The following is a 17,600-nucleotide window of genomic DNA, read 5'->3' on the forward strand; positions in this document are numbered from 1 at the left end:
GGCGCCGGCGGCGTTGATGACGTCTGGCTGGACGCCGGTCGCGAGGGGTTGGAGCATACCCCACCGTTCCGCGGCGGCTGTCTTGAATGACACGCTCCCGTGCGGCTTTTGCCGCCGGGCGCAGTACGCGTGGTATGCGCCGTATCGCTGTCGTCGTCAACCCAATCGCCGGGATGGGGGGCCGCGTCGGACTGAAGGGGACCGACGGCAAGGTCCAGGAGGCACGGGAACGGGGCGCCGAACCGCGGGCACCGGCGCGGGCGCGCGAGGCACTGAAATCGCTCGCCGAGGTGGGCAGTGACATCGAGGTGGTGACCTACGGGGACCCGATGGGCGCGGCCATCGCCAGGGAGGCCGGGTTCGACCCGACAGTCGTCGGCGCGCCGGCCGACCCCGACGCGACGACGAGCGCGGACACCCGCTCGGCCGTCCGCGAGTTCGTGGACCACGGGGTGGACTGTATCCTCTTCGTCGGCGGCGACGGCACCGCCGTCGACGTGGCCGAGACGCTCGAGGAACTGGACGACGACACACCGGTTCTCGGCGTGCCGGCGGGCGTCAAGGTGTACTCCTCGGTCTTCGGCGTCTCGCCGCGGGCGGCCGGTCGCATCGTCGCGACGTACTCCGAGACCGAGCCGGCGGAGGTCAACGACATAGACGAGGACGCGTTCCGCGGCGGCGAGGTCGTGACCGAACTCCGGGCCGTCGCGACGGTGCCGGTCGCCGAGCAGCGCCAGTCGGCCAAACAGCTCGGCGGCGGCACCGTCGAGACGCTCGCCGAGGGCGTCGCCGAGAGCGTCGAACCGGGGGTCACGTACGTCCTCGGCCCGGGCAGCACGGTCGGGGCAATCAAGGAGCGACTCGGGTTCGAGGGGACGACACTCGGCGTCGACGTGTACCGGGACGGCGAGGTACTGGTCCGGGACGCCGCCGAGTCGGACGTCCTCGACGCGCTGGGCGACCGGAACGTCGTCGTGGTCTCGCCCATCGGCGGCCAGGGGTTCGTCTTCGGCCGTGGGAACCAGCAGCTCTCCCCGGCGGTCATCGAGCGCTCGGACGTGGAGGTGGTCGCGTCCCGCCGGAAGCTCGACGGACTCGGGGCGCTGCGGGTCGACACCGGCGACCCGGAACTGGACGAGCGACTGGCCGGCTGGCTGCAGGTCCGCGTCGGCCGGTACGAACGTCGGCTCGTCGAGGTCGTCGCCTGACGAACGTGGGCCCTTCGCGCCGTGTTTCAAATGATTGTATATCCGGCAGCGGATTATATGCTGTATAGTGAAGATTAAGGTGTCTCACGAGTAACCAAGGCGATATGGAAACGCGGAAAGTTCAACGACTCGGGCCGTCGACGCTTGCGATGACGCTCCCCGCCGAGTGGGCGAGCGCACACGACGTCGAGAAAGGTGACGAAGTGTCGCTGCGAATGGGCGGGAAAGGGACGCTGACCGTGATGCCCGAATCGGTTCAGACAGAGGAGTCAGAGGCTATCATCCACGCCGAGAACCTCGATGCCGACGCCGTCGAGCGCGCCATCGTCGCGCAGTACGTGCTCGGCCGGCGCATCATCCACGTCGAGGCACCCGAGGACAAGACGCTGGACTCGGCCCACATCAACGCCGTCTACAACGCCGAGACGCAGTTGATGGGGCTGGGTGTCATCGAGGAGACGCCCAACCGGATAACGATTCGCTGCTCGGTCGACCCCGAGGACTTCACGCTCGACAACCTGCTCGAACGCCTGGAATCGACCGGGTCGACGATGCGAAACGAGGCCATCAAGGCGCTGGCCCACGGCAACCCGGACCTCGCCCAGCGGGCGCTGAACCGGGAGCGACAGGCCAACAAGATATTCGTCCTCCTGTTGCGCCTCATCTTCACGTCGTACCAGAACCCGAACCTCGCGCGGGCGGTCGGCCTCGACGATGGCTTCCCGCTCATCGGCTACCGCTCCATCGCCAAGAACCTCGAACTCACGGCCGACAACGCCGAGGACATCGCCGAAATCGCTCTGGAGACCAACGACCACTCGCTCGCGGTCGATAGCTCCACGATGCGACGCATCCGGGACTTCACCGAGGCGGTCAACGAGATAACCGAACTCGCGGTCCAGGCGGCCGTCGAGCGCGACTACGACACCGCTATCAAGGTCCGCAAGACCTACGCCGAAATCGGGACCGAGGAACAGGACATCCTCACCGACCTGCCGGAGATGGACAACGAGGCCCTCCTCCAGGTCCGCGAGGTGCTGGTGAGTCTGCGCCAGACCGCCGAATACGCCGTCCGGAACGCCGAAATAGCGACCAACCTCGCCCTGGACGAGGAGTCCGAACACACGACTATCCAGTAGTCACAGCCCGCCGAGTAGCCCGCCGTCGTCCGTCGGCGTGTCGCCGGACGGGGAGGCCGTGCCGTCCGACTGTGTGCCCTCCGACCCGCCGTCGCTTCCGGAGCCATCGCTGCCGTCGGCACTACCGCTGTCGTCGCCCGCCGTCGGGTCCTCGCCCGACTCGACGCCCGTTCCGGTCGGGTACTGCGCTTTGTTACCGAAGATGTCCGTCTCGATGGCCGTCTCGTAGTCGATGGCGTCTACGTCGATTCGGAACTGCTCGCCCGCGCCTTCGACCACGAGGTAGAAGTCGATGTACATGGTCGTGTTCTGGTTGTGCCGGAGGTGGGTGACCCACCAGTCGTCGAGTTTGTCGTTGTCGATGGTCGTCGTGATACCGACGGTCTCGCGCTCGCCGGGCAGTATGACCGCGCCGCTGTCCGTCTCGCCCGTCCCGACCCGCACGTCGTTCATGTACGTCGTGTAGCCGATTTTCGTGACCGTGTACGGGACCGGTTTGGGGTTGTACACGTCGAACCCGATGTCCAGCGGCGTCTCGCGCTCGGTGACGCCGTCGCGGTCCCAGGCGCCGCGGGTCTCGTTGATGTACAGCACGGGGTCGGAGACGAACGGTCTGTCGGCGTCGACCGGGCGCGTCTCGGTGGAGTTGAACGCGCCCATGATGTCGGTCTCGACGGTCCGGTTCTGCGTGACGGCGACGGTCCGGTCACCCACGAGCGGGTCGGTGATTGTCGCGTCGATGGTGACCTGCGTCCGCTCGCCGTTGCCGATGTGGCTGACCCACCACGCCGGTATCTTGCCGTTTTGCATCCGCGTGCTGAACTGGACGGTCGTGTTCCCGCTCTGCAGGGCGATACCCTCTTTCACCCCGCTCGCGATTGCCACGTCGTTCATGGAGACGGTGTAGTCGATGGTCGTCCCGCCCAGCGAGACCCCGACGGGGGTGGGATTCGACACGGTGAGTGCCGTCCCGACGGTCGTCGTGTTCTCCGAGACGCCGGTAAAGCGGTTCTCGATGGTCTCGACGCCGGGCGTTCCGACGAGACCCAGGCCGACGGCGACCACGACGAGGACGACGGCGGCGATACCCGCGCGTTGCCAGCGGCCGGACGCACCCAACACAGAAGCCAGCGATGTCATTACCCCTTGCTCTCTACCGGGGGTGATATGTCCTGTGGCCTCCCCCGAATGAACTAAGTGCGCCAGGGCGGAACCCACGGCTATGACAACCGAGTCGGCAAGCGACATGGGCGTCGGCCTGGGCGCGCTCTTTGGCGTCGTGGCCGTCGTAGCCGCGGCCGTGACCGCCGTGAACAGCTACAACTACGCCGTCCGCGAGGCACAGGGACTCGACACCGCGGGGCTGTTGACCAACAGCGGTGTCGCCTTCGGCGTGGCGATGGTGGCCGCCTCGCTGGCGCTCGTGGCTATTCACGTCTACGCCGAGTGATGTGGTAAAAGTAACCATTAAGAACGCTCGGCACGTACTTCGTGTATGGTGGATTTCAGCGAGGAGGACCGCCGCATTCTCGAGTACCTCCGGGAGAGCGTCTCGCGCGGGGAGAGCTATTTCCGCGCGAAGAACATCGCCTCTCAGCTCGGGCTCTCGTCGAAACAGGTCGGCGCCCGACTCCCGCGTCTCGCGGAAGAAGCCGACGAAGTGGAGATAGAGAAGTGGGGTCGCGCCCGCTCGACCACGTGGCGCGTCACCACGGCCTAGTCGGGCGAACCAGCCAGTCGGTGGATTCATCCGGAAGCACGCCCGACTGACGGTATGACTGTCAGGGTCGAGCGGACGATGACAGTAGCGGCCAGCCCCGAGCGCGTCTGGGAGTTCATCGGCGACCCCGACCAGCGTGCCCGTCCGATAAGCGTCGTCCAGGAGTGGGAGGTTCACGACGACGACCGGGCGACGTGGCACATCTCGCTGCCCATCCCCATCGTCGACCGGACCATCGCCGTCGAGACTGAGGACGTCGAGCGCCGCGAACCCGAGTACGTCCGCTTCGTCGGGCGGTCGAAGGTGATGCGGGTCCAGGGCGAACAGGAACTCGAACCCACCGCCGACGGCGGGACGGAAGTGACCAACCGCTTCGTCGTCGACGGCAAGCTCCCCGGCGTCGAACGCTTCTTCAAGAAGAACCTCGACGGCGAGTTGCGGAATCTCGAACGCGCGCTCAACGACTACCTCGAAACCGACGCATGAAACTCGCGCTCGCACAACTAGAGGTCGAGGCGGCCGCGGTGAGCGCGAACCGCCGCCGGGCGGTGGAGGCTGTCGAAAGAGCTGCCGCCGAGGGCTGTGACCTGGTCGTCCTCCCGGAACTGTTCACCGTCGGCTACTTCGCGTTCGACGCCTACCAGCGAACCGCCGAGGGACTGGACGGCGAGACCCTCGCCGAGTTGCGAGCGGTCGCCCATGACCACGACATCGCGATACTCGCGGGGAGTCTCGTCGAGGACCTCGAAGCGAGCACCGCGGCCGGCCATGCGGTCCCGGCCGAGGAGGGGCTGGCAAACATGTCCGTCTTCCTCGACCGCGACGGAGAGCGCCGTGCCGTCTACCGCAAACACCACCTCTTTGGCTACGACTCGGCCGAGTCGGAGCTGTTGGTCCCCGGCGAGGCGCTGCCGACTGTCGACTTCGCGGGCTTCACCGTCGGCGTGACGACGTGTTACGACCTGCGCTTCCCCGAGCTGTACCGCCGGCTGGTCGAGGCTGGCGCGACGCTGGTACTGGTCCCGAGCGCGTGGCCCTATCCGCGGGTCGAGCACTGGCGGCTGTTCCCCCGGGCCCGCGCCGTCGAGAACCAGTTCTACGTCGCGGCGGCCAACGGCGTCGGCCGGTTCGAGGAGGCGGAACTGCTGGGCCGGTCGACTATCTACGACCCGTGGGGCACCACGCTCGCGAGTGCCGACGACGACCCGGCGCTCGTCACGGCGACCGTCACGCCCGAGAAAGTCGACGCGGTGCGCGAGGAGTTCCCGGCACTCGCCGACCGTCGCTGACCGCGCCTCCTCCGACCGCGCCTTTTTTACCCATGCACGCGCAAAGGTCGGTCGCCGGCACGGCGCTTTTCACGTCACTGCCGGTTACTCAGCCCGTCTCGCTGCTCGGCCACACGGCGTCGCTCGTCCGCCAAAGGCTGTCCGGACAGCCTTTCACTACGCCTCGCCAGCGACGCCACCGCCGTCCCGACTTCCGTCGATAGTGCTCCCACAGTACACTCGTCCGGCTCCCCGTACGCGGCGCCGCCGTCCGATGGTGCCTCGACCCGCCCGTCGGTTCGCTGTCGGCCGCGGTCCGCCCGTCCGTCTCACGGTTCGTGGCTGTTCCCGCCGGCGTTCACAGGGACGGGGAATCAGCGGTCGGCGGCCCGCTCTATCGCCCGGCGGAAGTGGTCGCCGGTGATGCGGACCTCGTCGGCGCGCTCGCTGGCCTCGGCCGGCCCCAGTTCGTCGGCCATCTCCCGGATGGCGAGCATCGACGCCTCACGGACCACGGCCTCCAGTTCGGCTCCCGAGTACCCCTCGAGGTCCGCGGCCAGCTCCGCCACCGACACGTCGCCGGTAAGTGGCTTGCCGCGAGTGTGGACCGAGAGAATCTCCTCGCGGGCCGCGGCGTCGGGGTTGGGCACTTCGACGTGCTGTTCGAGCCGGCCCGGGCGCAACAGGGCGTCGTCTATCATGTCACGCCGGTTGGTCGCGGCGAGCACGACGAGATTGGGGTTCTCGGTGATGCCGTCGAGTTCGGCGAGCAACTGGGAGACGACCCGCTCGGTCACCTCGTTACCCTGGCCGCGGTGGCTGGCGATGGCGTCTATCTCGTCCAAGAAGATGATGCTCGGGGCGGTCTGTCGGGCCCGCTCGAACAGCTCCCTGACCGCTTCCTCGCTCTCGCCGACGTAGCGGTCCATGATTTCGGGGCCGGCGACGTGGATGAAGTTCACGTCGCTCTCGCCGGCGACGGCCCTGGCCAGCAGCGTCTTCCCGGTTCCGGGCGGGCCATACAGCAGGATGCCGCTGGGCGGGTCGGTGTTCGTCGCCGCGAACAGTTCGCCGTAGGAAAGTGGCCACTCGATGGCCTCGGTCAGCGTCTGTTTGACCTCGTCCAGGCCACCCACGTCGTCGAAGGAGACAGCCGGGGACTCGGCGACGTACTCCCGCATGGCGCTGGGGTCGACGACGGCCAGCGCCGCGTCGAAGTCGGACTGGGTCACCGCCGGCCCCTCGTTCGCTGCGTCTTCGCTCTCGTCGTCGCTGCTCGTGGTGCGTTCCCTGCCAGCCCGCAGCGAGGACATCGCCGCCTCGGTCGTCAGCGAGGCCAGGTCCGCGCCGACGAAGCCGTGGGTCTGGGCGGCGATGCGGTCCAGGTCGACGTCGTCGGCGAGGGGCATCTCGCGGGTGTGGACGTCCAGAATCTCCCGCCGCCCCCCCTCGTCCGGGACGCCGATTTCGATTTCGCGGTCGAAGCGCCCGCCCCGGCGGAGCGCCTGGTCGACGGCGTCGACGCGGTTCGTCGCGCCGATGACGACCACCCGGCCGCGGTCCTCCAGCCCGTCCATCAGCGTCAGCAACTGGGCGACGACGCGGTTCTCCATGTCGGCGTCCTCGTCTCGGGAGCCCGCGATGGAGTCTATCTCGTCGACGAACAGTATCGCCGGTGAGTTCTCCTCGGCCCGCTCGAACGCCTCTCGAAGCCGTTCCTCGCTCTCGCCCTTGTACTTCGAGACGATTTCCGGCCCGGAGATGGTGTCGAAGTAGGCGTCGACCTCGTTGGCGACGGCCTTCGCGATGAGTGTCTTGCCCGTCCCCGGCGGCCCGTGCATGAGGACGCCGCTGGGCGGGTCGATGCCCAGCTCGCGGAACCGCTCGGGTTCGGCCAGGGGCATCTCTATCATCTCACGGATGCGGTCGAGTTCCTCGTCCAGCCCGCCGATGTCCTCGTAGCTGACGCCGGTCGCCGTCTCGGCCGGCGCCGCCGGTGTGGCCGCCGTGGTGCCGCCAGCGGCGCCGCTGTCGCCCTCGTCGGCCGGCTCGTCGATGCTCGGCAACACGGTCACGTCCGTCCCCGGCGCGACACGGACCGCGCCGTCGGGCTCGGTCGACCGGACGACGAACGCCCCAAGACCGTCGATGTGGGTCCGCTCGCCGGCCTGGACCATCTGGTCGACGAGCCGCGTCCTGACCATGTGGGCGTACTCGTCGGTGCCGGGCAGGGGCTCCAGGGGCTGGATGCTGATGTCCGTCGCCTCCGTCACCGACCCCGCACGGACCCGGACCGTGTCGCCGATGTTGACGCCGGCGTTGGCCCGCGTGTCCGAGTCGATACGGACCGTCGAGCCGTCGCCCTCGCCCGGCCACACCTTCACCACCGTCGCCCCCTCGCCCTCGATGATGACCGGCGACCCGCTCAACACGCCCAGTTCGCTGCGTACCGACTCCGGGAGGCGTGCGATACCCCGGCCGGCGTCGCGCTTGTGGGCGCCCTCGACCGTGAGTTCGACGCTCCCGCCGCCGTTCCCGCTCATGGCAGCGGCTAGCGGTCCGGTCCTCTTGAGGATTCCCGTTGTGAGGGCACGGGCAGCGGCGACTCGGCGGCCGTCCGCGACCCGGTTCTGTCGCTCGAAAACAATTTACCTCCCGGCGATAGAGTTTCGGACATGGTTGTCACTACCGAGCGCGACGACATGACTTGGTACAAATGTGAGACCTGCGGCCTCATGTTCGACGACCGGACGGACGCGAAACAACACGAGGAGAACTGCGACGACGAGGACCCGTCGTATCTGCAGTGACTCGTTCCACCGCCGGCACACTCGCTGCGCTCGTCCGCCGTGACTACGCCGCCGGTACTATCTCGAAACTCCGCTCGCCCACCTGACGTGCACCTTTTTCCCGCGCGGGTGGCCGGTGGCCACCCGCACGGCAAAAACGTGCGCGAAAAAACGGCTCACTCGCTGCGCTCGTTCGCCGTCGAGTCCCCCTCGGCCGCTACTATCTCGAAGCTCCGCTCGCCCATCTCGTCCTCCTCGAAGACGAACACGCGGCCGTCGGTCACGTCGTAGTCGACGGTCACCTCGACGCGCATCTGGTGGTCCGTGACGGTGACGCCCGGGAACAGTTCGTCCTCCTCGCCGTCGTCGAGGATGACGCGGCCGACGCCGCTCTCCTCGATGATGTCGTCGTGGGTCCGGAGGTCGTTGACGTACACCATGATGCCCGACGTCTCGGTCCTGTCGGTGATGAGGACGTGCGTGTCCTTGCCAGGCGCGGTCGTCACGCTCTCCTCGGCTTTCGCCGGAACGCCGTGGTAGAAGGCAGTCCGGCCGTCGAGGTACTCGACCGCGATGCCGTCCTCGGTCAGTTCCACCGAGACGGTGTCGGGCGGGATGTCCGAACGGTTGCTCATACCCGTGGTTCGCCCTCCCCGGGCAAAAGCGGCGCGCTGTCGGAACGGCCGCTTTCGCAGATAGTAAGTACCGGCGGGCGGGAGAGACGAGCGATGGAAGGCAGAGCACGGGCGCCGGCCGCGGGGACGGTCCTGAACGCGCTGGCGACGGGACGGGGGTCGGCGTTCGCTATCGACGAGTACACCACTGCGACCGTGGAACTGTCCACGGACCGCGAGGACGTGACCGGCGAGGTCGCCGGCGCGCCCGAGGCCGACACGCGCCTGGTCGAGCGCTGTGTCGAGTACGTCATCGACGCCCACGGTGGGGCCGTCGGGATGCCCGCGGTGTCGGGCGGGACAGTCCGTACGGAGAGCGAGGTGCCGATGGCCTCCGGGCTCAAGAGTTCGAGCGCGGCGGCCAACGCCAGCGTGTTGGCGACCCTCGACGCACTCGACGCCACCGAGCGGATGACCCGCGAGGACATGGCGCGACTCGGCGTGATGGCCGCCCGCGACGTGGGCGTCACGGTTACGGGCGCGTTCGACGACGCCTCGGCGTCGATGCTCGGCGGCGTCACCGTCACCGACAACGAGAGCGACGACCTGCTCGCCCGCGAGGCGGTGGAGTGGGACGTGCTCGTCTGGACGCCCCCGGAGCAGTCGTTCTCGGCGGACGCGGACGTGGACCGCTGCCGACAGATAGCGCCGATGGCCCGCCTCGTCGAGGAGTTGGCGCTGGACGGCGACTACCAGCGCGCCATGACCGTCAACGGGCTGGCGTTCTGTGCGGCGCTGGGCTTCGACAGCGAGCCGATTGTCGAGGGCCTCTCACAGGTCGCGGGCGTCTCGCTTTCTGGCACCGGCCCCTCGTTCACAGCCGTCGGCGAACGCGGCGCGCTCGAACAGGTCAGGGAGTACTGGGACGAACGACCCGGCAGAACCTTGTTGACGACCACGCAAACGGAGGGAACACGGACAGCATGAGCACGAACCCGGATGAGATGTCACTGGAGGAACTGCGCGAGGAGATACGCACCATCGACCGCGAAATCGTCGAGAAGATAGCTCAGCGGACCTACGTGGCCGACACCATCGCGCAGGTCAAAGCAGAGCAGGGGCTGCCGACCACCGACGAGTCACAGGAGCAGGCCGTGATGGACCGCGCCGGCGAGAACGCCGAGCGGTTCGACGTCGACGCCAATCTCGTGAAAGCGACCTTTCGGCTGCTCATCGAGTTGAACAAGGTCGAACAGCGGGAGAGCCGGTAGCTCGAAATTCGACGATACAAGCCGTATGGTGCCAGTTTAGCCCAAAAATAGTCTTCCGTTAGCTGCTCTTTCAATTCAGGCTCAGTGAAAAACACCATTTCCGGTTTCGGTAGCTCCGAAGGATGTGATAGTGACGAGGGGGCAAGTGTTTTCCCTCTGTACTCACAATGTACACATATGAGTTCCGAGTCTAAGAAGAAGCGCGTCCAGTTCCGTGCACCGAGGGGGCTGGTAGACCGGGCCGACGCGCTCGCTTCGGTGTTCGAGACAGATCGGACGGACATCCTCATCTCCGCGCTTCGGGACTACCTGCGGGACGCCGGGCACTCCGACGAAATGAAACAGGAGATCGCGGAGGCCTTCTACGACGACGACATCACGTTCGAGGAACTGAAAGGCCTCGTCGGGCACGAGGAGGCCGCCAACTTCCGACTGCTGAAAGAGCAACTGACCGATGAATTCCTGGACGAAGTCACGGAAGAGCTGGCCGACTCGTAGATGGTTCTGATGGTCGCCGACACATCGGCTCTCGTAAGCCTCGGGACGGTGGCGGGCACCTCACCGAATCCACTCGACCTTCTCCTCAATTCGCACACCGTGGTCGTCCCAGAGCAGGTCGTCGACGAGCTCACCGAGACAGCGTCCTACGACGACGCATCCGGTGAGGCGGCACAGGCGGTTCTCGACCGTCACTCTGCGTTCGAGACTCGTTCCATCGAACTGGACGAGACGTTCCCGCTGGACGATGGCGAGAACGCGGCGGTCACGCTGGCGAACGATATCGACGCCGTGCAACTGCTCTGTGACGAGTTCAATCGACTTGCGCTCGTCCACGCTTCGCTGGCCGATACCCGCCTCGTCACGACGCCCATACTCCTCACCGCGCTGGTTCGCAACGACGCAATCCTGCCGGACGCTGCCGACGAGTTCTTGGCCGAGATGAGTGATGCTCGCAGTTGGTCGTCAAACTCCTACGTCAAGCGGGCGCAGTCCACACTTCGGCAGCAACGCAATAACGAGGAATCTGATCCGAAGTGATCGACTCGTTCGACACGCGCTAACTGATCCGAACAGCTTCCTGTGGAATGAGGGAATCTCTTCTCTTATACGTGGCAGCAATCGGGTGCCTGTTACGCCCGTATTCGATGTTCTGAGAGTGGATCGAAAGACAATTTTCAGGCGAATCCATCCTGTATTTCAGCTATCTGAACAAGGTTGGGCAGCGAGAGAGTCGATAGTCGGAAGGACGGCTGATACAGAGTCTCTAACCGCGTGTTAGTGATGGGCGAGTCGATTCACGACGCCACCTTGCGAATTTTCAGACTCGATGAGCAGCCGGAAGATTCGTCGCAAGTCTGTTGCACACGCGGTCACGACGACCGCTTCATGCAAAATACCGAACTCATCACCCAACGACCGGTTATCGTTACGTACAGAGGATACACCTAACAGGCTTTACCCGTCGAGCGAGAATGTACGCTATCTTGCGCGAGTTCGTCTTCACAGTCGAATACGAGAAGGGGGCTGACGAGGTGATGGATCTCTTTATCGAACACGGGGACTTGTACGCCCAGTCGATGGAGATCAATGCAACCAGCGAAGCGGTATGGGGAATCGACAAAGTCGTCGGCCCGACAGACGTCCTCGACGAGCTTGACGACCGGCTAGAACGCGTCGCCAGTAATCCGAATACGACTGGGATGTGTGGTGCGCCTGTGACCGAGTACGAGTACACGATTCTCTCGTTGAATCCAGAGTCACGGAAGATCTACTCGCTTCGCCGGGAAGATGACGGCCCGCGGTCAATCCCGCTTGTCGCCGCGAACCACGTCGGCGAGGGGCTGATAATGCGATCAGAGCGTCGTGGTGACCAATTCCGATGGCGCTTACTTATCGACGAGCCTGTCGCAGCGATCCACGAGAAAGTGCATGAAAACCTTCGAGAGGGGCTGTCGCTGACCGTCGAACGACTCGGGACGCCGCCGTGTTTGCTCGAAGACGGTCGTGTTCAGCAAACCCTCACGCCCGAACAGCAGTCGGCACTTGAGGCTGCAATCGAACGCGGGTACTACGAGGAGCCACGGCAACGGTCGGTCACCGAGATCGCAGCCGATGTCGGCGTATCGCGTTCGACGTTCCAGTACCGTCTCAACCGAGCTGAAGCGTGGCTGGCACAGCAGTTCGCTGCCGATTCACTCGATGTCGACCTCGACGTGGATCTCGACCCCGAGGATATCGAGTTCATTCAGTGAGCGAGCGCGTCGAACGCCGTGTGGGTTGGAATATGTCGAAGTAAATCCCACGCCGATGGCTCACGTAGATGGTCTCGTATGTCAACGACAACTGGAACCAGCGTTCGACTGATTCGTAACGCAACCATCCTCGTGGACGTTGGTGACACGACGTTTCTCGTCGATCCGATGTTCACACCACAGGGCGAGATGCCGACGGTGACGGATAACCCGGCAGTTCCTGAATTCCTCACCACGGCGAACCAGAAACGGAACCCACTCGTCGCGCTGCCCGACGTCGACCTCTCGTACGACGCTGTGGTCGTCACGCACCGCCACCCAGACCACTGGGACGAGGCGGCCAGAGCAGAACTCGACGCAGACGTGCCGCTGTTCTGTCAGCCCGAGGAAGCGGACGCCTTCGCAGAGGAAGGATTCACTGACGTTCGGCCCGTCGACGACCAGACGACGTTCGACGGTATCACCATCCACCGGACACCGGGTCAGCACGGGCACGGCGAACTCGCCGAGGGGATGGCCCCGGTCTCGGGCTTCGTCTTCGAGGGTGACGAGACCGTGTACGTCGCTGGTGACACGATCTGGTACGAGCCGGTCGAAGACACGCTCGATGAGTTCGAACCCGATCTGGCCGTCCTCAACTGCGGTGAAGCACAGTTCGAGCAGGGCGAACCCATCACAATGGGCGTTGAGGACATCACCGCCGTCCGTGAGGCCACTGATGCCGAAATCGCCGTCGTCCACATGGAAGCGATCAACCACTGCTTGCTGTCGCGCGAGGAACTGCGGGCGGAGACGGAGGGCGTACATGTTCCAGAAGACGGGGAGCAGATCAGCCTGTAACCCGAGAGGGGTCGTCTGACCGAGGGTACGACTTTAGCGACGTGAGATTCCGGCTTCGACCACACTGCTACAAGCGACAAGTGTGGTACTTGGATACTGGTAAAGTACACGCGACCGTGTAACGTGAGTTACTGACCTGAACAAGGTCGAACAGCGGGAGTCCCGCTGAGGTAATCCGATTTTACGGGTTCGACGTCCTCCAGAAGCATCCCGGGAACGATACACGAAACGGATTCACCGAAAGACACAGTATTCTGTGTACACAAAGTTCTCTATATGCCCACGATCACGGTCAACGTCGACGACGACCTCAAAGAGCAAATGGAAAAGCACCCAGAGATCAACTGGAGCGAGGTCACCCGCCAGGCTATCCAAGAGAAGATCGAGACGCTTGACGTGATGGACGAACTGACGTCCAAGAGTGACCTCACCGAGAGCGACGTTGCGGAGATTGCTGACAAAATCAACGAGAGCGCACGCCAACGCGTCGAAGAAGAGTCGAAGTAATCTCGACCGATGAAGCTGGTTGTCGATGCCAACGTCGTCATCTCCGCACTCATCGCTGACTCGAAAACCCGCGAACTCATCGTTACGCTCGAACCCGATCTCTTTACACCCGAGTTCGTCCACGACGAGATCGGGAACTACGAGGAGCTGATCGTCGAGAAGTCAGGAATGACTCCAGATCGAGTCGCACAGTTTATCGACCTCCTCTTCCAGTATATCGAAGTCATTCCCGCCAGCGAGTTCTATCCGTATATCCAGGAGGCCGACCCGGTAATCGGCGACACTGATCCCGACGACGTGTTGTACGTGGCGTGTGCCCTCGCTACCGATGCCGATATTTGGAGCGACGACTCCGATTTCCAGGAACAGGATGTCGTCGAGGCCCACCCCACGAGCTATGTGATCGACTCGTTCGACACGCTCTAGCCGATCCAAACAGTAGCCTGTAGAATGAGGGAGTCTCCTCGTTTATATGTGGTGGCGATAGCAAGTCTGTTACACCCGTATTCGATGTCCTGAGAGTGAATCGGAAGACAATTTTCACGTGATTCCATCATGGATCTCAGCGACTTGAACAAGGTGGAGCAGAGAGAGTCTCGCTGAGAAGGTCGCATCTCCGACGCATCGGGGGTCTGAAAGGATATCTTCCAACTGTTATCCGACTGCAAATGAGTGTCTGTCTCTTCGACACCCAGTTTCGTGCAGTCAGTTGCAGTAGCTGTCCGAGGCAAGGAAGAAGAGATCAGCATAGCCCCTCCGTTTGGTCGTCTTCGCTCCGCTTTTAGTGATGGTCACTTCTCGTCGGTCGGTTCAAGCGGCACCCTGGATACTTCGATGTCCTCGTAGTCCTTCTCGGACGAGAGGACGTCCATCCCCCGTGTCTCCGCAGTCGCCGCGTGGAACGCGTCGAACGGCGTCATCCCTTCGTCGTAGTAGTTGACGGCCTTTAGCACCACCTGCTTCTCTTCTTCGTCCCGTACGGGGACCAGTTCGAGCAGGTTCGCCACGAGCGGGACGTAATCGAACTCGTAGCGTTCTCGGGCGAGGACGAGTTCGAGGTACGAGAACGCCGACGTTTCGACCTCGTACTCGTCGAGTGCTTCTTCCGCCGACCCCTGTAACCAGTCGGAATTCTTGGCGAGTGCGAGCAGGAAGTCCGTCTCGACGTACACCGTCATCTATCGGTGTCCTTCTCTCGGGCCTCGGCTTTGGCTTCCCCTTCGATGTCCTCACGAATCTCCTCGACGGACGCATCGCGGAGGCCGCCTGCCGCCTCACGGACGGCGGCGAGTGGGTCGTCTGCGACCGGAATGAGTTCGATTCTGTCCTCGTAGGTCACGATATGATACTTGTCACCGTACTTTTCGCGTATCTCTTTGGGGATGTACAGCCGACCCTGTCGGTCCGTCTCCGCTGACATAGAGTAGACTATGGTGGAACGGGACAAGAATCTTACCACCAGACAGATTTCTATGCCACTCCGCAGATGATTTCGCGTAAATCCATGGTGGACTTTGTCGAGTCGAACAAAGTCGAACAGCGCGAGAACCGCTGAAGGCACCCGTGATTTGGTCGGCGGAGTGCGCTTCTATCGGCCACTCGTACCCTCCGGAGCGAACTACCCGGTGAGTGGGGCCACCCTGGGCACGCCATGAACCGTCACCCAACGTTTGCCACCGCCCGACGACTGCTCCCCAACCGATTACGCTGACCCGTCGGGTGGCCGAGACGAACGTTTCAGATAGACACCATTCTGCCGGAGGGCCGGTACTTTTAAGTCACTCACTCACTTTCTTTCCGATGACGCTTCGCTTGGAGGGCCGAAGCGTCAGCGGGGACCAATTCAGGGCGGCAAGCGGCCGCATTTTCGGCGGCCGCTTTCCACTTACTTCGCTGAAATACGTCAGACAGCGGTCGCTGTGTCCGTCTCCGGTTGCGATGAGAAGCGCCTGCGGGAGCCTCGACTACTCGATGGAGAGGCTGCCGCCCTGCGTCGCGTTCTCGGGCCACTCCAGTTCCACCTCGATGCTCAGCTCGCCGTTGCCGTCGGTCGGTCCCTCGCGCTCGGCCTTGACCTCGAACTCCACCTCGCCCGGCGGACTCATCGTCACGGACTGCTCGCCCGCCCGCAGCGTCACGTCGGAGCCGGCCTCCAGCGAGTCCGCGAGCGTCCTGAGGTAGTCTGCGACGGCGTCACGACCCATTAGCTGCTCACTCTCGAACAGAGTTTCTTCTGGCATACCAACAAATGGTCGCGCCAGTAGATAACAGCATCGGCGCCGGTGGCGATACTACTACCCCGTCATCTCAGTCGGTCGATATATCTGACTCTCCGGTTTCGAGTGCGCTACCAGCGGCCTCGATGATACTCTGCGATGGATAATCGATAATCCGACATATTTAAATGGTTCAATCCCTGATATGTGAGCAGGGACAGAAGATGTACGACCTGACCGGGTTTCAACGGGATCTCCTCTACGTTATCTCCGGACACGAGGAGCCACACGGGCTCGCTATCAAGGAGGAACTGGAGGCCTACTACGAGAAGGAGATTCACCACGGGCGGCTCTACCCCAACCTCGACACGCTCGTCGACAAGGGACTCGTCGAGAAGGGCCAGCGCGACCGCCGGACAAACTTCTATACGCTGACCCGTCGCGGCCGGCGCGAACTCGACGCGCGACGCGACTGGGAGAACCAGTACGTCGACACCGAGGCCGACGCCTAGGAGACGTCCTCGGCGCTCGGCGTCGGCGTCGCGTCGTCGCCGGGCTGGCTATCGGTCACGTCGTCTATCGCCGGATCGCCGACCTCCTCCCCGACGAGGTTCGTCGGGTCGACGCCCGCCGGGCGCCCCTCTCCCTCGACGATGACCGGCAGGACGAACCTGGCGAAGTGAGCGACGAGGACCAGTATCATCGGCGCGAGGAAGAGCCCGTACCAGCCAAAGAGGAACGGCCCGAGGATGTACGCGAACATCAGCGTCCCCGTGTGGAGCCCGGGGTTCGAATCGGGTTCGGGCGTCGACTCGCTCCGGCCGAACGGCCCGAACGAGAGCGACCCGCCGCCGGAGACGTACGGCCTGACGACGAGGTCCGGTATCGTGTCCACGATGACGAACGCGACGGCGACGAACAGCGCGACGAACCACCAGCCCTCGCCGTCCAGTCCCGCTTCGAGGGCGAGATACAGCGCCATCGGGACGTAGACGATCTTCATCCCGATGATGGGGATGAGACTCGCCGCGCCCGCGAGCAGCCCCGTCAGGGCGGGATACGGGACTCCGAGACCCACCGGGGCGAAGAAGTCGACGATGCTGAAGGCGATAGCGCCGATGGCGCCCGTGACGATGGCGTTCAGGATGTTGCCGTAGAACACCTTGTGGAAGCTCCGGTCGACCTCGTGGAAGTAGCGGTCGAGCACCCCGCGGTGGTCGAGAAACCCCTTGAGCCACTCGGCGAAGCGGTCGCCGTCCCGGAGCAGGTAGAACGCGAGCGCGAACATCACGAACACGTGGATGAGTCCGGTGCCCACGACACCGAGATAGCCCACGAACTGCCCCAGCGTGTCGACGACGGTCCCCGGACCGGCGGCGTCTGAGAGCAGCGCCTGTGGGTTCTGGACCACTTCGGAGACGTTGATGTAGGGCTCGACGGCGTCGGCGTACGGCCCCACGTCCGCCGTCTGTGCGAACCGGCTGAACTCCTGGACGGCGATCGCGATAGTGTAGTACAGCAGGACGAGCACCGGGAGCGCGAGCAGGAACAGCGAGAGGAGAGCCGAGAGTGTCCGTTGCCGAACACGGCGCTGGACCCGGCGATACAGCGGCCGCGTCGCGTAGTAGATGAAGACACCGAAGACGAACGTGCCGATAAAGGAGTAGGTGACGAACAACACTGCGGCAGCCAGTACGACGCCAAAACCAATCCAGAACGCACGTGGCCAGTTGATATCTACGTCGTACTCGGCCATGATACGGGGTTTCTTGGCGG

General features: G+C 64.1%; 23 protein-coding genes. 16 read left to right on the forward strand and 7 right to left on the reverse strand.

Annotation, left to right across the window (positions count from 1 at the left end; all coding sequences use genetic code 11):
* Positions 1 to 134: 134 nt before the first annotated feature.
* Together NDI86_RS13600 and NDI86_RS13605 are read left to right on the forward strand one after the other, a co-directional pair.
* Positions 135 to 1,208, forward strand: coding sequence for an ATP-NAD kinase family protein (locus tag NDI86_RS13600; RefSeq protein ID WP_310900982.1), 1,074 nt, complete (start codon positions 135 to 137; stop codon positions 1,206 to 1,208).
* 104 nt (positions 1,209 to 1,312) lie between these two features.
* Positions 1,313 to 2,347: a PhoU domain-containing protein gene (locus NDI86_RS13605; RefSeq protein ID WP_310900983.1), complete on the forward strand. Its 1,035-nt coding sequence runs from the start codon at positions 1,313 to 1,315 to the stop codon at positions 2,345 to 2,347.
* Here NDI86_RS13605 and NDI86_RS13610 read toward each other — a convergent pair whose 3' ends face one another.
* Positions 2,348 to 3,487 carry an LEA/WHy family protein gene (locus NDI86_RS13610; protein WP_310900984.1) on the reverse strand — a complete coding sequence of 380 codons (1,140 nt, stop codon included), beginning with the start codon at positions 3,485 to 3,487 and terminating at the stop codon, positions 2,348 to 2,350.
* Between the two features lie 82 nt (positions 3,488 to 3,569).
* On the opposite strand from NDI86_RS13610, the gene NDI86_RS13615 reads away from it, so the two are divergent.
* From NDI86_RS13615 to NDI86_RS13630, 4 genes are read left to right on the forward strand one after another with little or no spacing between them, the layout of a single operon-like run.
* Positions 3,570 to 3,797: a DUF7525 family protein gene (locus NDI86_RS13615; RefSeq protein WP_310900985.1), complete on the forward strand. Its 228-nt coding sequence runs from the start codon at positions 3,570 to 3,572 to the stop codon at positions 3,795 to 3,797.
* Between the two features lie 45 nt (positions 3,798 to 3,842).
* The gene (locus NDI86_RS13620; protein ID WP_310900986.1) at positions 3,843 to 4,067 is read left to right on the forward strand and encodes a DUF7123 family protein; all 225 of its coding nucleotides are present in this window, start codon (positions 3,843 to 3,845) and stop codon (positions 4,065 to 4,067) included.
* 54 nt (positions 4,068 to 4,121) lie between these two features.
* Positions 4,122 to 4,553 (forward strand): SRPBCC family protein, encoded by a 432-nt coding sequence (locus NDI86_RS13625; protein WP_310900987.1) that lies wholly within the window; start codon positions 4,122 to 4,124, stop codon positions 4,551 to 4,553.
* Positions 4,550 to 5,356 carry a carbon-nitrogen family hydrolase gene (locus NDI86_RS13630; RefSeq protein ID WP_310900988.1) on the forward strand — a complete coding sequence of 269 codons (807 nt, stop codon included), beginning with the start codon at positions 4,550 to 4,552 and terminating at the stop codon, positions 5,354 to 5,356. The genes NDI86_RS13625 and NDI86_RS13630 overlap by 4 nt, the downstream gene beginning before the upstream one ends.
* A 353-nt stretch (positions 5,357 to 5,709) precedes the next feature.
* On the opposite strand, the gene NDI86_RS13635 is transcribed toward NDI86_RS13630, so the two are convergent.
* Complete coding sequence (locus NDI86_RS13635) at positions 5,710 to 7,878, reverse strand: CDC48 family AAA ATPase (protein ID WP_310900989.1); 2,169 nt, start codon at positions 7,876 to 7,878, stop codon at positions 5,710 to 5,712.
* A gap of 132 nt (positions 7,879 to 8,010) precedes the next feature.
* On the opposite strand from NDI86_RS13635, the gene NDI86_RS13640 reads away from it, so the two are divergent.
* Positions 8,011 to 8,145 (forward strand): DUF7128 family protein, encoded by a 135-nt coding sequence (locus tag NDI86_RS13640; protein ID WP_310900990.1) that lies wholly within the window; start codon positions 8,011 to 8,013, stop codon positions 8,143 to 8,145.
* Positions 8,146 to 8,300: 155 nt separating this feature from the next.
* Here the strand turns inward: NDI86_RS13640 and NDI86_RS13645 are convergent, their stop codons facing one another.
* Positions 8,301 to 8,759 (reverse strand): DUF5796 family protein, encoded by a 459-nt coding sequence (locus NDI86_RS13645; protein WP_310900991.1) that lies wholly within the window; start codon positions 8,757 to 8,759, stop codon positions 8,301 to 8,303.
* A gap of 93 nt (positions 8,760 to 8,852) precedes the next feature.
* On the opposite strand from NDI86_RS13645, the gene NDI86_RS13650 reads away from it, so the two are divergent.
* The 8 genes from NDI86_RS13650 to NDI86_RS13685 all read left to right on the forward strand — a co-directional run bounded on the left by NDI86_RS13650 (position 8,853) and on the right by NDI86_RS13685 (position 14,034).
* Positions 8,853 to 9,725, forward strand: coding sequence for a shikimate kinase (locus NDI86_RS13650; protein ID WP_310900992.1), 873 nt, complete (start codon positions 8,853 to 8,855; stop codon positions 9,723 to 9,725).
* The gene (locus NDI86_RS13655; protein WP_310900993.1) at positions 9,722 to 10,009 is read left to right on the forward strand and encodes a chorismate mutase; all 288 of its coding nucleotides are present in this window, start codon (positions 9,722 to 9,724) and stop codon (positions 10,007 to 10,009) included. Before NDI86_RS13650 ends, NDI86_RS13655 begins: the two co-directional genes overlap by 4 nt.
* A gap of 177 nt (positions 10,010 to 10,186) precedes the next feature.
* The gene (locus tag NDI86_RS13660) at positions 10,187 to 10,507 is read left to right on the forward strand and encodes a hypothetical protein (RefSeq protein WP_310900994.1); all 321 of its coding nucleotides are present in this window, start codon (positions 10,187 to 10,189) and stop codon (positions 10,505 to 10,507) included.
* On the forward strand, positions 10,508 to 11,047 hold the full coding sequence (locus NDI86_RS13665) for a PIN domain-containing protein (protein ID WP_417936272.1): 540 nt from the start codon (positions 10,508 to 10,510) through the stop codon (positions 11,045 to 11,047).
* A gap of 446 nt (positions 11,048 to 11,493) precedes the next feature.
* A complete protein-coding gene (locus tag NDI86_RS13670; RefSeq protein WP_310900996.1) occupies positions 11,494 to 12,261 on the forward strand; it encodes a helix-turn-helix domain-containing protein in 768 nt (255 codons plus the stop codon).
* Between the two features lie 78 nt (positions 12,262 to 12,339).
* A complete protein-coding gene (locus NDI86_RS13675; RefSeq protein WP_310900997.1) occupies positions 12,340 to 13,101 on the forward strand; it encodes an MBL fold metallo-hydrolase in 762 nt (253 codons plus the stop codon).
* A 276-nt stretch (positions 13,102 to 13,377) separates the two neighbouring features.
* Positions 13,378 to 13,608, forward strand: coding sequence for a hypothetical protein (locus NDI86_RS13680; protein WP_310900998.1), 231 nt, complete (start codon positions 13,378 to 13,380; stop codon positions 13,606 to 13,608).
* A 9-nt stretch (positions 13,609 to 13,617) separates the two neighbouring features.
* Entirely contained in the window at positions 13,618 to 14,034 is a 417-nt protein-coding gene (locus NDI86_RS13685; RefSeq protein ID WP_310900999.1) for a PIN domain-containing protein, read from the forward strand.
* A 365-nt stretch (positions 14,035 to 14,399) separates the two neighbouring features.
* Here the strand turns inward: NDI86_RS13685 and NDI86_RS13690 are convergent, their stop codons facing one another.
* The 3 genes from NDI86_RS13690 to NDI86_RS13700 form a co-directional block, all read right to left on the reverse strand.
* On the reverse strand, positions 14,400 to 14,786 hold the full coding sequence (locus NDI86_RS13690) for a PIN domain-containing protein (protein WP_310901000.1): 387 nt from the start codon (positions 14,784 to 14,786) through the stop codon (positions 14,400 to 14,402).
* A complete protein-coding gene (locus NDI86_RS13695; RefSeq protein WP_310901001.1) occupies positions 14,783 to 15,028 on the reverse strand; it encodes an AbrB/MazE/SpoVT family DNA-binding domain-containing protein in 246 nt (81 codons plus the stop codon). Before NDI86_RS13695 ends, NDI86_RS13690 begins: the two co-directional genes overlap by 4 nt.
* 544 nt (positions 15,029 to 15,572) lie before the next feature.
* Positions 15,573 to 15,848 carry an amphi-Trp domain-containing protein gene (locus NDI86_RS13700; RefSeq protein WP_310901002.1) on the reverse strand — a complete coding sequence of 92 codons (276 nt, stop codon included), beginning with the start codon at positions 15,846 to 15,848 and terminating at the stop codon, positions 15,573 to 15,575.
* 200 nt (positions 15,849 to 16,048) lie between these two features.
* Here NDI86_RS13700 and NDI86_RS13705 point away from each other — a divergent pair, with 200 nt between their 5' ends.
* Positions 16,049 to 16,336: a PadR family transcriptional regulator gene (locus tag NDI86_RS13705; RefSeq protein ID WP_220587664.1), complete on the forward strand. Its 288-nt coding sequence runs from the start codon at positions 16,049 to 16,051 to the stop codon at positions 16,334 to 16,336.
* Here the strand turns inward: NDI86_RS13705 and NDI86_RS13710 are convergent.
* A complete protein-coding gene (locus NDI86_RS13710) occupies positions 16,333 to 17,580 on the reverse strand; it encodes an AI-2E family transporter (RefSeq protein ID WP_310901003.1) in 1,248 nt (415 codons plus the stop codon). The two genes, NDI86_RS13705 and NDI86_RS13710, sit on opposite strands and share 4 nt — an antisense overlap.
* Positions 17,581 to 17,600 lie beyond the last annotated feature (20 nt).

This window comes from Haloarcula onubensis (genome assembly GCF_031624605.1).
GTDB classification, from domain to species: Archaea; Halobacteriota; Halobacteria; order Halobacteriales; family Haloarculaceae; genus Haloarcula; species Haloarcula onubensis.

Bases quoted from the DNA above. Each gene is read 5' to 3' on its own strand.
- NDI86_RS13660 (WP_310900994.1), top strand. From the start codon at position 10,187: ATGAGTTCCGAGTCTAAGAAGAAGCGCGTCCAGTTCCGTGCACCGAGG.
- NDI86_RS13675 (WP_310900997.1), top strand. From the start codon at position 12,340: ATGTCAACGACAACTGGAACCAGCGTTCGACTGATTCGTAACGCAACC.
- NDI86_RS13655 (WP_310900993.1), top strand. From the start codon at position 9,722: ATGAGCACGAACCCGGATGAGATGTCACTGGAGGAACTGCGCGAGGAG.
- NDI86_RS13705 (WP_220587664.1), top strand. From the start codon at position 16,049: ATGTACGACCTGACCGGGTTTCAACGGGATCTCCTCTACGTTATCTCC.
- NDI86_RS13625 (WP_310900987.1), top strand. From the start codon at position 4,122: ATGACTGTCAGGGTCGAGCGGACGATGACAGTAGCGGCCAGCCCCGAG.
- NDI86_RS13680 (WP_310900998.1), top strand. From the start codon at position 13,378: ATGCCCACGATCACGGTCAACGTCGACGACGACCTCAAAGAGCAAATG.
- NDI86_RS13690 (WP_310901000.1), bottom strand. From the start codon at position 14,786: ATGACGGTGTACGTCGAGACGGACTTCCTGCTCGCACTCGCCAAGAAT.
- NDI86_RS13700 (WP_310901002.1), bottom strand. From the start codon at position 15,848: ATGCCAGAAGAAACTCTGTTCGAGAGTGAGCAGCTAATGGGTCGTGAC.
- NDI86_RS13645 (WP_310900991.1), bottom strand. From the start codon at position 8,759: ATGAGCAACCGTTCGGACATCCCGCCCGACACCGTCTCGGTGGAACTG.
- NDI86_RS13685 (WP_310900999.1), top strand. From the start codon at position 13,618: ATGAAGCTGGTTGTCGATGCCAACGTCGTCATCTCCGCACTCATCGCT.
- NDI86_RS13635 (WP_310900989.1), bottom strand. From the start codon at position 7,878: ATGAGCGGGAACGGCGGCGGGAGCGTCGAACTCACGGTCGAGGGCGCC.
- NDI86_RS13640 (WP_310900990.1), top strand. From the start codon at position 8,011: ATGGTTGTCACTACCGAGCGCGACGACATGACTTGGTACAAATGTGAG.
- NDI86_RS13630 (WP_310900988.1), top strand. From the start codon at position 4,550: ATGAAACTCGCGCTCGCACAACTAGAGGTCGAGGCGGCCGCGGTGAGC.
- NDI86_RS13665 (WP_417936272.1), top strand. From the start codon at position 10,508: ATGGTTCTGATGGTCGCCGACACATCGGCTCTCGTAAGCCTCGGGACG.
- NDI86_RS13710 (WP_310901003.1), bottom strand. From the start codon at position 17,580: ATGGCCGAGTACGACGTAGATATCAACTGGCCACGTGCGTTCTGGATT.
- NDI86_RS13620 (WP_310900986.1), top strand. From the start codon at position 3,843: ATGGTGGATTTCAGCGAGGAGGACCGCCGCATTCTCGAGTACCTCCGG.
- NDI86_RS13615 (WP_310900985.1), top strand. From the start codon at position 3,570: ATGACAACCGAGTCGGCAAGCGACATGGGCGTCGGCCTGGGCGCGCTC.
- NDI86_RS13650 (WP_310900992.1), top strand. From the start codon at position 8,853: ATGGAAGGCAGAGCACGGGCGCCGGCCGCGGGGACGGTCCTGAACGCG.
- NDI86_RS13600 (WP_310900982.1), top strand. From the start codon at position 135: ATGCGCCGTATCGCTGTCGTCGTCAACCCAATCGCCGGGATGGGGGGC.
- NDI86_RS13695 (WP_310901001.1), bottom strand. From the start codon at position 15,028: ATGTCAGCGGAGACGGACCGACAGGGTCGGCTGTACATCCCCAAAGAG.
- NDI86_RS13605 (WP_310900983.1), top strand. From the start codon at position 1,313: ATGGAAACGCGGAAAGTTCAACGACTCGGGCCGTCGACGCTTGCGATG.
- NDI86_RS13610 (WP_310900984.1), bottom strand. From the start codon at position 3,487: ATGACATCGCTGGCTTCTGTGTTGGGTGCGTCCGGCCGCTGGCAACGC.